Annotated in this window: 11 protein-coding genes; 4 read left to right on the top strand and 7 right to left on the bottom strand. The window is 60.8% G+C overall.

Annotation, left to right across the window (positions count from 1 at the left end; translation table 11 throughout):
- Positions 1 to 15: 15 nt before the first annotated feature.
- The 4 genes from FHT79_RS04275 to FHT79_RS04260 all read right to left on the bottom strand — a co-directional run bounded on the left by FHT79_RS04275 (position 16) and on the right by FHT79_RS04260 (position 5,873).
- Positions 16 to 780, bottom strand: coding sequence for a TfuA-like protein (locus FHT79_RS04275; protein ID WP_097595654.1), 765 nt, complete (start codon positions 778 to 780; stop codon positions 16 to 18).
- The gene (locus tag FHT79_RS04270; RefSeq protein ID WP_097543490.1) at positions 773 to 1,921 is read right to left on the bottom strand and encodes a YcaO-like family protein; all 1,149 of its coding nucleotides are present in this window, start codon (positions 1,919 to 1,921) and stop codon (positions 773 to 775) included. Before FHT79_RS04270 ends, FHT79_RS04275 begins: the two co-directional genes overlap by 8 nt.
- A 15-nt stretch (positions 1,922 to 1,936) precedes the next feature.
- Entirely contained in the window at positions 1,937 to 4,927 is a 2,991-nt protein-coding gene (locus tag FHT79_RS04265) for an adenylate/guanylate cyclase domain-containing protein (protein ID WP_097543489.1), read from the bottom strand.
- A gap of 511 nt (positions 4,928 to 5,438) precedes the next feature.
- Positions 5,439 to 5,873, bottom strand: coding sequence for a hypothetical protein (locus FHT79_RS04260; RefSeq protein WP_097543488.1), 435 nt, complete (start codon positions 5,871 to 5,873; stop codon positions 5,439 to 5,441).
- A 204-nt stretch (positions 5,874 to 6,077) separates the two neighbouring features.
- Here FHT79_RS04260 and FHT79_RS04255 point away from each other — a divergent pair, with 204 nt between their 5' ends.
- The gene (locus FHT79_RS04255) at positions 6,078 to 6,974 is read left to right on the top strand and encodes a GGDEF domain-containing protein (protein ID WP_047612810.1); all 897 of its coding nucleotides are present in this window, start codon (positions 6,078 to 6,080) and stop codon (positions 6,972 to 6,974) included.
- 92 nt (positions 6,975 to 7,066) lie between these two features.
- Here FHT79_RS04255 and FHT79_RS04250 read toward each other — a convergent pair whose 3' ends face one another.
- Together FHT79_RS04250 and FHT79_RS04245 are read right to left on the bottom strand one after the other, a co-directional pair.
- Positions 7,067 to 7,372 (bottom strand): hypothetical protein, encoded by a 306-nt coding sequence (locus FHT79_RS04250; protein ID WP_047612813.1) that lies wholly within the window; start codon positions 7,370 to 7,372, stop codon positions 7,067 to 7,069.
- A gap of 304 nt (positions 7,373 to 7,676) precedes the next feature.
- Entirely contained in the window at positions 7,677 to 9,218 is a 1,542-nt protein-coding gene (locus FHT79_RS04245; protein WP_097543486.1) for a cation:proton antiporter, read from the bottom strand.
- A 100-nt stretch (positions 9,219 to 9,318) separates the two neighbouring features.
- Between FHT79_RS04245 and FHT79_RS04240 the strand changes: the two genes are divergently transcribed.
- The 3 genes from FHT79_RS04240 (at position 9,319) to FHT79_RS04230 (ending at position 13,452) form a co-directional block, all read left to right on the top strand.
- Entirely contained in the window at positions 9,319 to 10,536 is a 1,218-nt protein-coding gene (locus tag FHT79_RS04240; protein WP_097595680.1) for an NAD(P)/FAD-dependent oxidoreductase, read from the top strand.
- Between the two features lie 101 nt (positions 10,537 to 10,637).
- Entirely contained in the window at positions 10,638 to 11,102 is a 465-nt protein-coding gene (locus FHT79_RS04235) for an NUDIX domain-containing protein (RefSeq protein WP_097543546.1), read from the top strand.
- Between the two features lie 256 nt (positions 11,103 to 11,358).
- Positions 11,359 to 13,452, top strand: a complete 2,094-nt coding sequence (locus FHT79_RS04230; protein WP_097543485.1) for a carboxy terminal-processing peptidase — start codon at positions 11,359 to 11,361, stop codon at positions 13,450 to 13,452.
- A 236-nt stretch (positions 13,453 to 13,688) separates the two neighbouring features.
- Here FHT79_RS04230 and FHT79_RS04225 read toward each other — a convergent pair whose 3' ends face one another.
- A complete protein-coding gene (locus tag FHT79_RS04225) occupies positions 13,689 to 13,967 on the bottom strand; it encodes a hypothetical protein (RefSeq protein WP_047612826.1) in 279 nt (92 codons plus the stop codon).
- Positions 13,968 to 13,995: the final 28 nt, after the last annotated feature.

The raw sequence follows: 13,995 nt of genomic DNA, 5'->3' as shown, positions 1-13,995 counted from the left end.
TCGACTATACCAGTACTAAGGGCATTTCGACAATAGCGTGTCGAGAATTCCACAATACTCCATGTCATTGGCGAATGATTCCGTAAGTTCAAATTCGAACGAAGGAGGCTTGTTCAGACTATTGATCTTGTGATCGGCCAGATATCTCAGGAGATTTACAGCGTCGGTTCGCTTCTGGTTCATGGTTCCGGCTTTCAACCACGCCTTTAGAACTGCGATCTGGTCCGCAGCGCTGAGATTGTTTTCTGCGGCCGCGAAAAGCCTGGCGTACGACCTTTCGCTGAAGTGGAGCGAGCGTGCCAGTGACTCAAGCTGATGTCTCAGTCGTCTTTCGATGACCCCGGCGCGTTCCGCTTTTTTCAGGCTGAGCCTGATGTTCATGAGAGCATCACTCAATGCGCGCGAGCCCAGTTCGACGGGAGCCATCGGCACCGTGACGTCGGCATCGTCGGCGAGCGAGTGCCGTCGGTACCACCGGTAGATCAGTCCATGCCCGAGCATTCCCTGGGGAGCGAGCTCCGCTGCTCTGAGCGCGCCTATGCTGGCCGCACCGTAGAGGCGGAGCCCTCGGGCCATCGCCCAGAGAATTTCCTGGTGGCGAACGGCGGGACGCTGCGCGAAGACGCCGTCGATCAGCACGACCGCCGATGGCGCGTAGTCCGCCACGGCGCGCACGACATCGCCGCAGCCGACGGGGGGCAGATAGATCGCCTCCAAATATTTCCGCGCCGCCGTCGCGGAGAGGGTGGGGCCGAGAAAGACCACGATATCGTCACGCAAGATCCGCCTCCGGATTTGTTTCCAGCGGAGGAGCAACCACCCGGACGACGTGAAGAGGGACGCGATCGTCGGAATGAAGAACCACAAGGATCGCCGCCTTCGCGCCGGCCAGCCTCAGCGCCTCGACGACCGCCAGGATGGAGTGGCCGCTGGCGACAGGACCTTCATCGGGGCGGTAGGAGCTGCCGCCCTTTACGAGTTGCGCGCGCCATGCGGCGAGCTCCGAAGCGTCGGCATATGCGTAGACTTCGCTGCTGATATCGTCGCGCGCAGCCGAAATCACTCCCAGCCGCGATTGACACGCTTCGAGCAATGCGCTCGTCAGCGCCCGATCGTGGCTGAAGTCGCAGCCGAAGCCTTCGGCCGGCAAGGGCGCAAAGGGCGCGCGGCCGGCATCTTCCATCACGTGGCACCAGTAGATCGGCAGCGCATGCGGCGCCGGGATTTTCCAGATGCCGACGATAAACCCCGCCTTGGCCAGCCGTTGCATGATCTCCCCGGCGCTGCCTGAGCGGACCGACCTGGAGTCGATCTGGAAGCGGTCGAAGAAATGCGGCGTCTTCATCGCCGTGCATCGCGCCTGCCGCTCCAGAATCTCCAGGCAGGCATGCAAGGTTGCGCTTTGCAGGCTGGTGCCGGCTGCCAGACCCGTTGTGTCTCTGGGCAGCCAATGCGGATGAGGCGAGGGGAGGGTGTAGGCGGAGTCGACAAGGGCAAGCGGGACAGGGGTTCTCCGGCCTGAAAAGAGATCCAGCCCGTCGATCCAGGAAAGCCTCTCCGCCTCTCGTCCGACGCCGAGGTGCGACCAGAATTTCTGCTCGTTCATCCCGCGGAAAGCCGCTCCGAAGACGCGCTCCGGGGAAATCCGCTCCGAGGCCCATCCCTCCAGGGATTCCATCAGGCCCGATATCGCCGCAAGCGGCAAGGTCAGGCCCTTGCCTTGGCTGACGGCGACGGAAAGGGAGCGCGGCCTGACAACCTGGACGACGGGGATCCCGATCCGGTCGAGTTCCGTGACCGAGCCCAGCCTGGTGATCCCGTATTCGTGCTTGCGCGCCAGGATGCGCTGCACCGTCTGCCAGGGATCAGGGGGCGAGAGGGTAGGGGCATCAAAGATGTTGTCGAGCCCCCCGTTCTCCATCGCCTCCTCCTGGCCCTACGACCTTGGCAGTCCGTCCAAGGCGCGCTTTGCTCTTTCGGCCAGCCAGGCAGCCTTTTGTCCCTCGGCAATCTGCACCGCCCTCGTCAGGTCTCTTCTTATCAAGGATGGAGGGTCGTTTAGATCTCGTCTCAGTCTTGCGCTGAGGCGGTAGAGTTCGGCCAGCCAGAACCGTTGACCGCTGTTGCGGCCAACGTTGATCGCATTGTGAATGGTCGCCAGGGCCTCAGCAGGCTTGCCGAGCCGCTGCAACACCTGCGCATGCATGTCGCTGTGCATGGAAAAATTATCGTCGGTGCCCAATTGCTGCTGGAGCAGCAGACCGTGTTGGAATCGCTCTTCGCCGCGTTCGGCAAACGACGTCATCAGCTCCGCCCAGCCGCAATACATGTTGGCGCGCGCCTGGCTGGCGGCGAGGCCGTGTCGCTCGGCAAGCGCCAGCATTTGTTCGCCGAGGTCATGGACATCGTCATATCGGCTTTGGCAGCGGCGCAGGACGACGGCGTAATAAAGCGCGTGAACCATGCTCCCGGCATGATCGGTCGAGGCCGCCCAGTCCAGGCACTGTCCGATCGCATGTTCACTGGCATCGGCATTGTCGAGAAGCAGGTAGGACAGGGCGCTCTCGCCCAAGCCACAGACCTTGGCGTCATGTCCGCCGAAAAAGGCGCGATTTCTGACCGCTCTTTCCAGATCGTAAAGATCAAGGCCTCTGGCGACGCAATCGAGGCAGAATTCGTGCTCGCCGGCGTGAAAGCTCGTCGCCCATCCGCAGTGATAGGATTGAAGCCGCGTCTCCTGATCTTCGACGGTTTGCATGTCGCCGACGAGGATGCGCGCGCGAGACTGCTGCGTCAGAATGTTGGGTGCCGTGAACCACCATCCCCAATAGACCGGGAAATGTTTCGACCGGACAGCCGAGGCCTGTTTCCTCAGAAGCTGCATTGCGCGGGAATAGACCCGGCGCGCGCTTTCCGAGCCCTCTCCCTCGAGCGCGGTCGCAACGACCCCCTGAAGTTCGAGCAGGCCCAGTGCCAGTTCGGTGCGATCGGGATGGCGCCGGGAAAGCCTGTCGACCTCCTGCGCGCAGAGTTCGAGCGATACGTTCGCCTCGTGCATGGCGGAGCGCAGAACGCTCGCCTCCGCCGCCGCCAGGCCAAACCTGGCCGCGGCGTCGTGCAAGCCTGCTTCGGCGCACTGCCAGGCAGCGATGGCAGCCGGCAGACTGGGCTTTGCTTCTCCGATCAGGAGTTCGGCGATCCGCTTGTGTATGCGTCGTCTGTCGCTTTTGAGAAGGCTGCTATAGGCGGCTTCCTGGGTGAGTACGTGCCGGAACTGAAAGGAGCCGGGCGTGTCGGCAGAAGGCTCGATGATGCCTTGGGAAACAAGCCGCTCGACCGCGATCTCCACCGTCTGCCGGCTGACCCCTTCAAGAAGATAGGCGAGCAGTAAGATGTTGAATTCGCGGCCGATGACGCTCGCAAATTGCGCCGCCCGTCGTGCGGAACCGGTCGCCGCGAGTCTGGCGGAAAGCAGATCATTCAGCGAGCTGACGCCACCTTCCAGAAGCAGCCCTTTCCATTCGGATAAGGCCTTGCCCAAGGGTTGCCTTTCCAGGAAGAAGTTGGCCAGTTCTTCGGCGTAGAGCGGCATGCCATCGCATTGATCCAGAATGAAATCGGACAGGCCCGGCGGGGGGCGCTCACGCCAGACCGAGGCGACGAGATCGCGAACCGCCGCAGAGGCTAATCCGGATAATTCTATCTCGGTCGCCAGTGCCAGGGATCGTCTGATCCTCGATGTCTGAACCACGAGGATCGGCAACGTGCCTGCGAGTGATTCAAGCCGATCGATCAGCTCCAACGTCATGCCGTCAGCCCAGTGGACATCCTCGAAGACGAGGAGCGTCGGAACGCCAGTCGCCTTGCAGGTCAGGATGTCGGCAGCGGCTTCGATGACCTTTCGCCTGAATGCCCGCCCCGACAGATCCGACACGCGAAGATTGCGCGAGGTCGCCGGCGATCGGTCTGATGTAAATGAGAGAATGGTGTCGACGATGTCTGCCCCTAAGGCTCGGCCGGATGTTTGAAGGGCCTGCATGAAAGCCCCGCTGTCGCCATTCTTCAGAACAGAGGGTTCGGCCACAAGCCTCTCGAGAAACGACATAAAGGGGTGCAGCGGCTGGCTCTCCAAGCGCCTGCCGCACTGAAAGATCAGGGTCTCGTGCGAAGTATGGGACAGGCTGCGGGCGAATTCGCCGATCAGTCTGGATTTGCCGATGCCCGCCTCTCCGACCACGGTGATTGAACTGCCCTTGCCGTCGAGAGCTGAATTCCAGGCGCTCGAAAGAGCGGCAAGTTCTCTTTCCCTGCCTCTTATCGGCCGATCCCATTCGCTGAATGGCGACAGCGCAGACGTTGAGCGATCACGTTCCTGCGGACGCCAGAGCGCAATCGGCTCTTCGAAGCCTTTGAGTTTGGCCTTCCGCACCAGGCTATAGTCGAAATTGTGTCGGGTGAGCTGAACGGTCGAATCTGCGACCAGAACGGAATTCGGTTCGGCCTCTGCCTGCAAGCGAGCCGCCAGCACCGGTGCTGTGCCAACAATCTCGTCTCCTTGCGCGGAGAAGACGACAAGACCGGTGGCAACCCCGATCCGCAGCCTGAAAGCTGTGCGCGCCTTGCCCTTGGTGCTCGCTGCAATGCCTAACAATTCCAAAGAAGCCTGCACCGCACTTTCAGCCGCATCTTCGGATTGGTCGGGATATCCGAAGAAACAGCATCCCCCATCACCGAGCCGTTGATGAAGAAAACCTCCATGCTTTTTTATGATCGTCTCGGCATTCTGATGTAATGCCGAGACGGAGCGAAAGAATTTCTCCGGCTCGCTCCGCAATAAGAGCTCCGTGGAGCCGACAATGTCATAGAAAAGGGCAGTGACCTGTCGCCGCTCACCTGTAAACCGAATTCGCGCGTCGAGGGTTTTCATTCGGAGTCGCCCAACACCACAGAAGCCTTTTTCAGGACATCCGATTTATAGCTTGCATGCAAGCTTTTCGTGCGGCGGTGCCAATATATCCGTTATGCGGCCTGCGGCTTGATTATGGGCTGCCCTTTTGTCAGCGCGACGCATACACGTGCCCCGGCCATATCGCTTCGGGCCCGCCATCTTTTCCTTTCGCGTGAGATTGGACCGTTTGGCGTTCAAGGGATGGCCAGATGGGCCTGCCGCACTGCATCGCCTTTGCTTGAACGTGCAGCAGCCCGATCGAAGGCACATCAAAATCAAGCCCGCCGCCACGGCTCGCGCGTCGCTATTCCTAGCCGTTGGCATTCCGTCAGGCAGGTTACGAAGAACCGCGCCGGTTTTTGTCGACGACGACGTTCACCGCCGGGCCACCGGAGATTGCCAGTAACGGGGGCCTGTCGGTCGCCGTGGCGGCGCTTTCACCGCCGCGGCGACTGCCGGCCTTGCAGCGCCAGATGGCCTTCAGCCTCAATCAGGCAAAGAACGCACGAAGCTGAGCGAAGAACCCGCCTGGTTTGTAACTCGCCATCTTTCGCAGGCGGCGAGCGATGACTGCCGCGCTGACGTGTTCACCGAAATGGCAGAAGCAGACAAGGCCGTGCAATTGCTCGTCGCTGAGCTCGAAGAACCGCCTGGCCTCTCCATAGCTGTCATTTTCCATTCCTGCCGCCCGCAGAATGGGGTCAGCGAATGCAACGGAGATCGGGGTGTCGTCATCCCGCAGAGCAAGCCGTTCTGCCATCGACTTATATTCTGTTTCGTGAAGCGTGTTCAGAAACGCTCTGGGGCTGCGGTCGAGACTTTCGGCCCACCGCTCAAGCCGTTCGCGCCGCGTCATGTCAAGGCGCGTGCAGGTCGTGCTGACCTTGGCAATGGTTTTCAACTGATCGAGTGCGTACTGTTCCATCTCGGCCTCCTATCTCCGGAAAAATAGATGGTCCGCTCCCAAAGATAGCGTCGCTCAGGTGGCAGCCGATGTCCAATCACGATTGGGACCGGCAGCTCGTTGACGCTTCCGTAATCACTGGAGGCGTCTTTTGCTTGCTGACAGGCTCTTTTCTCATAGGATCTCTGCGCCATGTCATACCGAGGCAACCAGACAGGGTTCGGGATGGACGAGATATTCGAACAGCTTCTGCACCTTTCTGCATGCACGCAAACGCTGATTGCGGTCTATGATGGTCATGACCGGCTGCAATACGCCAACAGCGCCTTTCGTTCGGCCTATTTCATCGAACCGGATGAAACGCCCCTCTGGCCGGATCTCATGCGGCGTAATTTCCAACAGCAGCGGGGCACGGTCATTCGAACGAGCAATTTCGAAGAGTGGCTGCGCTCGACTCAGTCGCGCCGCGGCAAGATCGGCTATCGCGCTTTCGAGACGGACCAGTGGGACGGCCGATGGTTCTGGATGACCGAGGCGGTGCAGAAGAACGGTTGGATGCTGTGCATTGCGAGCGACATCACCGGTTTGCGCGCGCATGGCAGGACTGTCCGGCAAGATCGCGATCAGGCGATCAAGGCGTCTTACACCGACGAACTCACGGGTGTCGCCAACCGCCGCTTCGTGATGGCGCGCGTCGACGACATGCTGGCGGCCGCCCAGCATGGCAGCAACGGATGCCTTGCCGTATTCGACATCGACAATTTCAAATACATCAACGATCGCCTTGGCCACCACGCCGGGGATGAGGTCCTGCGTGATTTTGCGCATCGCATTCATCAGAATGTTCGCCGCAACGATTGTTTTGGGCGGGTCGGCGGAGAAGAATTCCTTCTGGTGATGCCGGCAACCGAGACGGAAGACGCCATTGCCATTGTCGAGCGCATGCTGACGGTGATCCGGTTTTCCCGGCCCCTGCCTGCGTCACCCGACTTCAGCTACACCTGCTCTGCCGGTATCGCCGCTTGCGCCCCGTCCGATAGCACGTCGGATCTTTATCGACGCGCCGATCAAGCCCTCTATGCGGCAAAGCTAAGCGGCCGGGACAGGGTGCGCGCAGCCTAAAGCATGTCGCCCGGAAGTGTGCGACAGCCGTGGAGGACGGCGATCCGGGCCTGTTCGCTGCGGCCGGAACCAATATAATCGGGCGCGATGTCTCAGATCCCCGACCCGTAAAGCTCCTGGTCATCGTCGCCTTCCCAGGGTGAGGGCATCGAGCTGCTGGCGAGGTTTGCCGAGGGCATCGGCATCCAACACTTCAATTCCGGCTCGGCATATTCGATGATGTGCCCGGGCGAGGAATCGGAGGCGCGCCAGCCTTCTCCACCGAACTGATCGCCATTCGTCCAATAGGCAAGGTCAACTTCCGCCGGCCCCTGTTCGGACGAGCGAATCGTGACGAGGATCCGGCTGCCGTCTTTCGGAGCGTTTGCCATATTGCGCCAGCGATCCGGCTCGTCCATCGTCTTTCCTCCTGCTTTCCTCAAGTGCAACTGTCGCCTCACGATCGAAAACGGTCAACTCAAACTTTGCAGAACCATCCCCATCGACGCCTGCAGGAACTGACAGTGCAGGCGCTGATGACGAAGAGCCAAGCGCTTCTCCCGGGTGAGGCCGTCAAGAAGCCCAGCGGTAGCAACGACTGCGAGGCTTGTGTTTGAGAATGGCGCCGCTTTCCAATAGAGGGGACGGCAAGGGACCATCCGACCCCCGTTCGCTATCAGGGAACCGTTGATTGTCCTGGCGTCGACCACTGCCTGGTCAGATCTAGCTTTCTGTGATGCGGCGATCCTCATCTGAGCCGATGGAGAGCTGCTTCCAGTCAAGGTCCTCCTGCAACTCGAGATATTGCGTCGCACCGATCTGGTCTGTATCGCGCAATTCCTCGAGGCGCTGGCGCTGGGCGAGAACGGCTGCGATGGTCAGGTCACGGCGCCGATTGAGCGGCGAGGTTCTGGCCGCATCGGTGGATGCTGTCCAATGATCCTTGCAGATCGTCCGGATCGCTTCGGCTTCAGTACCGCTTTCCTTCTCAAGCCGCTGAAAGGCGGCCTCGGCGAGCGACAAGCGGGCCGCCTTGAGTTCATCGCGCACTTCTGCCTGCCGACCGAGTTTCAGGAGATGGATCATCGGTGCCAGGGTCGCCCCTTGAATGACCAGGGTTGCAAGCACCACCGCGAAAGCCGTGAGCACGACCAGGTCTCGCTCGGGAAAGTCGGCAGGGAGTGCGAATGCCGTCGCCAGCGTAACAAGGCCGCGCATACCGGCCCAACCCACCAGCAAGGTTTCCCCGGATGTGAAAGGCGCCAATTCACGGCCGCGCCGGTGACGGGTCGCGACGACGGCGTGAAACAGGAACGCCATCGCCATGCGCGCCAGGATGACGCCGACCACCACGATCGCGGCAAATCCCACCGCCCGCTGAAGCTCTTCAGCCGACATCGCCTCAAGGATGCGGCGCGCCTGCAGCCCCATCAGCAGGAAAGCCACCACGTTCAAGAGGAACACGACCGTCGTCCAGACCGCGAAGGAATGCACCCGCATGCGTGGCGAATCCTCGACCGAAGAAAGGGTGGCGATGGTCATTGCGCTCGCGACGGTGGCAAGGACGGCCGACAGGTGCAGATGCTCGGCGATCAGCCAGGTCGAAAATGCGTAGACGAATTGAAACAGGGTCCCGCCGACGGTGTTTTCGGTTATCGGTCGAAGCCGCGAGACGACAAAGCCGAAAGCGATGCCGAATAGGATCCCTCCCGGTGCGGCGATAGCCACCTGAAGCGCCGTCCCGGCATCCAGCCCGCCCCGCGCTTGGACAGTGAGCGCGGCCCCGAAAAGCAGCAGCGCGGTCGCGTCGTTGAACAGGCTTTCTCCCTTGAGCAGGGCATCCACACGGCGGGCGACGGGCAAATTGGAAAGGACCGCCGTGGCGGCTGCCGCATCAGGTGGCGCGACGATTGCGCCCAGCGTGACCGCAACCGCAATCGGAAGCCCGACGTTCAGCATGCTGATCGACACGACGACACCTGTCGTGACGAGAACGGCGACGACGGCATAGAACAACAGCGGCAGCAGCATGCGCCGCGCCGCACCCACCGGGAAGTCATAGGCCGAGTCGACAAGGACGGGGGCGATGAACAAGGCGAGCGCCGTCGGCGGATCAATCGGGATCGTCGGCGCGCCAGGCAGCATTGCCACGGCGACGCCGGCGGCAGCCAGAATGCCGGGGTAGGGCAGCCGCATGCGGCGCGTCACCTGCAGCAGCAGGATGGCAACCGCCAGCAATGCAACAAGTGTTTCGAAGAATGTCATGTCAGCATACTAGCAGGCTTTCGGGCCCGTTGAAGCGGGTGCAGCCTAGATGTAAAGCTTGTGTTGTATCAAGCTGGCGACGCAGCGGCGGAGGGCGATGATGGATTACGAGGTTGCTGTTGTCGGCGCTGGCGCGGCCGGCATTGCAGCAGCAAAAAGGCTGGTCGATGCCGGCCGCTCGGTCGTCATCCTGGAAGCCAGCAACCGCGTGGGTGGACGCGCCTGGACAATCGAATTGGCCGGGATGCCGCTGGATATGGGTTGCGGCTGGCTGCATTCTGCCGAGCGCAATCCTCTCGTCGCCATTGGCCGTGCAGCCGGGTTCACTATCGAGCGCGGGCGCACGGCGTGGCAAAGCCAGTGGCGCGATCTCGGCTTTACGCCGGATGAGCGGGCGGCTGCGGCGACTGCATGGAACGCGCTTGAGGAGCGGATGCGCGCCAATCCTCCCGCCAGCGACAGGGCTTCGGACGCGCTGGAGCCGGGCGGAGAATGGAACGCCTACTGCCAGTCGCTCAGCGGATATCTGAACGGCGCACCACTCGATCGGCTGTCGGTCTCTGACTTTCTTGCCTATGACAATGCGGCAACCGATGCCAATTGGCGCGTGCTGGAGGGCTACGGAAGTCTGATCAGCGCCGCCGTTCCCAACGTGGCCTTGCGCCTTTCGACGCCTGTTCGAGCCGTGACCTTGACCGCGAACGGCGTCCAACTGGAGACCGACCGCGGTCCTGTCACATCCGGTGCGGCAATCATCACGTCATCGACCAACGTTCTAGCCCGCGGAGCCATTATCTTCGACCCGGAGGCCGACGATCACCTCCACGCCGCAAGTCAGCTGCCGCTTGGCCTCGCAGACAAGCTGTTTTTGGAACTCCATGGCAATCATGGTCTGGAGCCGGAAACCCATCTGCTCGGCGACCCGCAAAATGCTGAGACCGGCAGCTATTATATCCGCCCGCTCGGCCGGCCGGTCGTCGAAGGCTTCTTTGGCGGAAATGGCGCCGTCGTCATCGAACGCGCGGGTTTACTGGAAGCATTCGCCTTCGCCCTGGACCAGCTGTCGTCGCTGCTCGGGAGCAATATTCGTCACCACCTGCGGCCCCTGGCAGCCTCTTCCTGGTGTCATACCGATTGGATAGGCGGCTCCTACAGCCATGCGCTGCCCGGCCATGCGGGCGCACGCGCAGTCTTGGCGCGTCCCGTCGGCGGCCGGCTGTTTTTCGCCGGCGAGGCGACGCACCAGTCCGACTTCTCGACAGCCCATGGTGCGTGGCAAAGCGGATTGCGGGCTGCCGACCAGGCCGCAGCAGTTTAATGCCCTCGTGACATAGAAGGGCGAACTTCGTTCGCTTTATTGATGGGAGAGCCGGCCCTACACCCGAAATGGCCGCGCCATCAACGCGAGAGGACAACGCAATGGCAATCCGTAGCGCCGGACTTCTCATATACCGGCGCGCTTCCGAGAACTACGAAGTCCTTCTCGTCCATCCGGGCGGACCTTACTGGGCGAAGAAAGACGAGGCTGCCTGGTCGATCCCTAAAGGATTGGTCGAGCCTGGAGAGGACGTACTCGCGGCTGCGAAAAGGGAAGCTGCCGAAGAGCTTGGTGTAACAATCGATGGCATATTCAGACCGCTTGGCGAATACCGGCAATCTGGCGGCAAGATTGTCGTCGTGTGGTCGATCGAAGCTGATCCAGTCCTGGATGTGAACGCGATACGGAGTTCCGAATTTCACATGGAATGGCCGCCAAGGTCGGGCCAGGTAAGAAGCTTTCCGGAGGTTGATCGCGCGGGTTGGTTTTCCTTAGCCGACGCAACGCTTAAACTGTTGAAAGGACAGCGACCGATGGTCGTCGACCTCCTGACGCATCTTGAGTGACCGGCCCCAAATTCCAGCTTCAGAGGCCCGTCTCGCCGCACTTATGGGTGAATCACGCGGCAGCCATGAATTGCTTCTGGAGGCCGCCGGCGTGCGACAATCGCCGCCATCTGAATCAGATCGAGAAAATTGGAGCTGCGATCCGCAATCCGCGGCTTTTCAGCCATCCCATTTGCCACCCGGTTGCCAAAAAACCATGATTGCCTCACATAGATCACACATTGACCACAGGCATGAAGAATTGGATCGACGCTGGATGCGCATACACTATGTTTTTCTCGGTGCATTTCTTGCACTCGCACAGGCCGCCTATGCTGAAGTCGCGTCGCCGCCGGTCTTGGAGCCGCTGAAGCGGCAGGCGCAGGCCGCTGAGTTGAGCGCGCAATTCCTTTCGCGGTATAGCTATAAGCCCGTTCCGCTCGACGATGCTTTGTCGGCCAAGGTCATGGATGGGTTCATCAAGTCGCTCGATCCGGACCGCATGCTGTTCCTGCAGGCCGATGTCGACAGGTTCATGGCGGATCGCAACGAGATCGACGATGCGATAGAAAAGCAGGATCTGAAAATCCCGTTTGCGATTTTCAACGCCTATGAACAGCGCGTCGTCGATCGCATGACCTATGCGCGCGGCCTGCTGAAGCAGGGCTTCGATTTCAGTGCGCAGGAAGATTTTTCGGTGCTCCGCGATAAAGCGCCGTGGCCGCAATCGGATGCCGAGAGCAATGAGCTTTGGCGCAAGCGCGTCAAAAGCGATTGGCTGCGGCTGAAGCTCGGCGGCAAAACCGATGCGGCTATTCGCGAAACACTCGACAAACGGTATGAAAACACGCTCGAGCGCGCCTACAAGTTCAAAAGCGACGACGTGTTCCAGTCGTTCATGGACGCCTATTCGACGTCGATCGATCCGCACACGGATTATTTCGGCGCGGCCGCTTCGGCCGATTTCAACGTCTCGATGAAGCTTTCGCTGTTCGGCATCGGCGCCGTGCTGCAGGAACGCGACGACTACACGACGATCCGTGAACTCGTGCCCGGCGGGCCGGCGCAACTCTCCGGCAAGCTTGCGGTCGGAGACCGCATTACCGGCGTTGGCCAGGGCAAGGATGGCGCGATCAAGGAAGTGGTGGGCACCCGCCTTGATGAAGTCGTGCAGATGATCCGCGGCAAAAAAGGCTCCGTCGTGCGGCTGGATATCCTCCCGGCCGATGCCGGAGCCGATGGCACGCATCGCGTCATCAGCCTGGTGCGCGATAAAATCACTCTCGACAAGCAGGCAGCCAGGAAGACCGTACTCTCCGTCAAGGCGGGCGACGCCACGCGTAAAATCGGGATTATCACGCTGCCGGTCTTCTATGAGGATTTCGACGCCAAGCGGAAGGGCGACAAGGATTACAAAAGCGCAAGCCGCGATGTCGCCAAGCTTCTCGGCGAGTTGAAGGACGAAAAGGTCGACAGCGTTCTTATCGACTTGCGCAACAATGGCGGCGGTTCATTGGACGAGGCGATCGATTTGACCGGTCTGTTCATCGGCAAGGGGCCGGTCGTTCAGCAACGCGGCAGCGACGGCAAGGTCGAGGTCAAAAGCGCCGATCTTGCAGCGCCTGTCTGGACAGGCCCGATGGGTGTCCTGATCAATCGCGGCTCGGCCTCGGCTTCGGAGATTTTTGCCGCGGCAATCCAGGACTATGGTCGCGGCGTGATCGTCGGCGAACCCAGTTTCGGCAAGGGCACCGTTCAGACGGTCGTCGATCTCGACCAGATCGTGCACAACAGCAAACCCGAGTTCGGCGAGCTGAAAGTGACGATTGCCCAGTTCTTCCGGGTCAATGGTGGCACGACGCAGTTGCATGGCGTGACGCCTGATCTCAGCCTGCCGGGATTGTCCGATCCGACTGCTTTCGGCGAGACCAGTTATGACAATGCGCTGCCGTGGGCTGAGATCAAGCCCGCGAAATACCCGCGTGCCGAGACAGTCGCGACATTGCTTCCGGCATTGCAAAGCCGCCATGATGCGCGGGTCAAGACCGATCCGGACTTCCAGCGCCTGGTGAAAGACATTGCCGACCTCAAGGCGCAGCGCGAAAAAGGGGTCATTTCCCTCAACGAAGCCGAACGTCGCAAAGAAGCGGCGGCTCGCGAGAAACGGCTCAAGGATCGAGCCGAAGCAGGGGATGGCGAGGACCTTGGCGATGATGGCCTGGAGGCAGGCGAGCGCAGCCTGAGCGCCGATATTGCCATCGAGAATGCCCGCAAGAACGCCAAGGACGTCCTGCTCAACGAGGCAGCCGCCATTCTTGCCGACGAGGCGGATTTGCAGCAAGGCGTGCTCAAGGCAGCCACGAAACAATAAGGGAATGCGGACGGAAGACATAAGGCACTGCGAACTTCCTCCTCCTGGACCGGGTTAGCACGTCCGCATCAGCCAATTGCTGTTGATGACGGCGTCAGTCCCAATCCAGGAACAAGCCTGGAACTGTGGCTGATGCCCCTCGTTAGAGCGCCGTGCGTCCAAAAGGAGGCACGGCGCTCCAACACTTTCAATCCTCGCATCGTGCTTTCCGAAAATCGGATTTTCGGGCCGATGCGCTAGAAGGATGACGATGGAACCACGCCCATAGTCGGGACAGGTCGTTCCTGCTTCGGCGTCTTGTTTCCTTGCTCCTCGCCGCCGCTCAGTGCCTGGCGCACTTCATCCTCTTCCCAACCCGCCTCGATGGCCGAAGCCACGAGCCTCTCGATTTTCTCGGTTTCCGAATTGTGTGAAGTCTCATTCAGGTGGCGTCTGGCAGTCTCGAGACACTGACGGAGGTTGGACGCGCGGCTGGCGTCGTTACGATCGTAGCTTGGCGATGCGACGTAGGTCATTTGGAAGCTCCCTGTTGATCGGGAGAAA

The sequence above is a fragment of the Rhizobium sp. BK212 genome (assembly GCF_014197475.1).
Lineage (GTDB): Bacteria > Pseudomonadota > Alphaproteobacteria > Rhizobiales > Rhizobiaceae > Rhizobium > Rhizobium anhuiense.
Note: the sequence above shows the minus strand (reverse complement) of the source record. Positions and strands in the feature narration are given on the sequence as shown.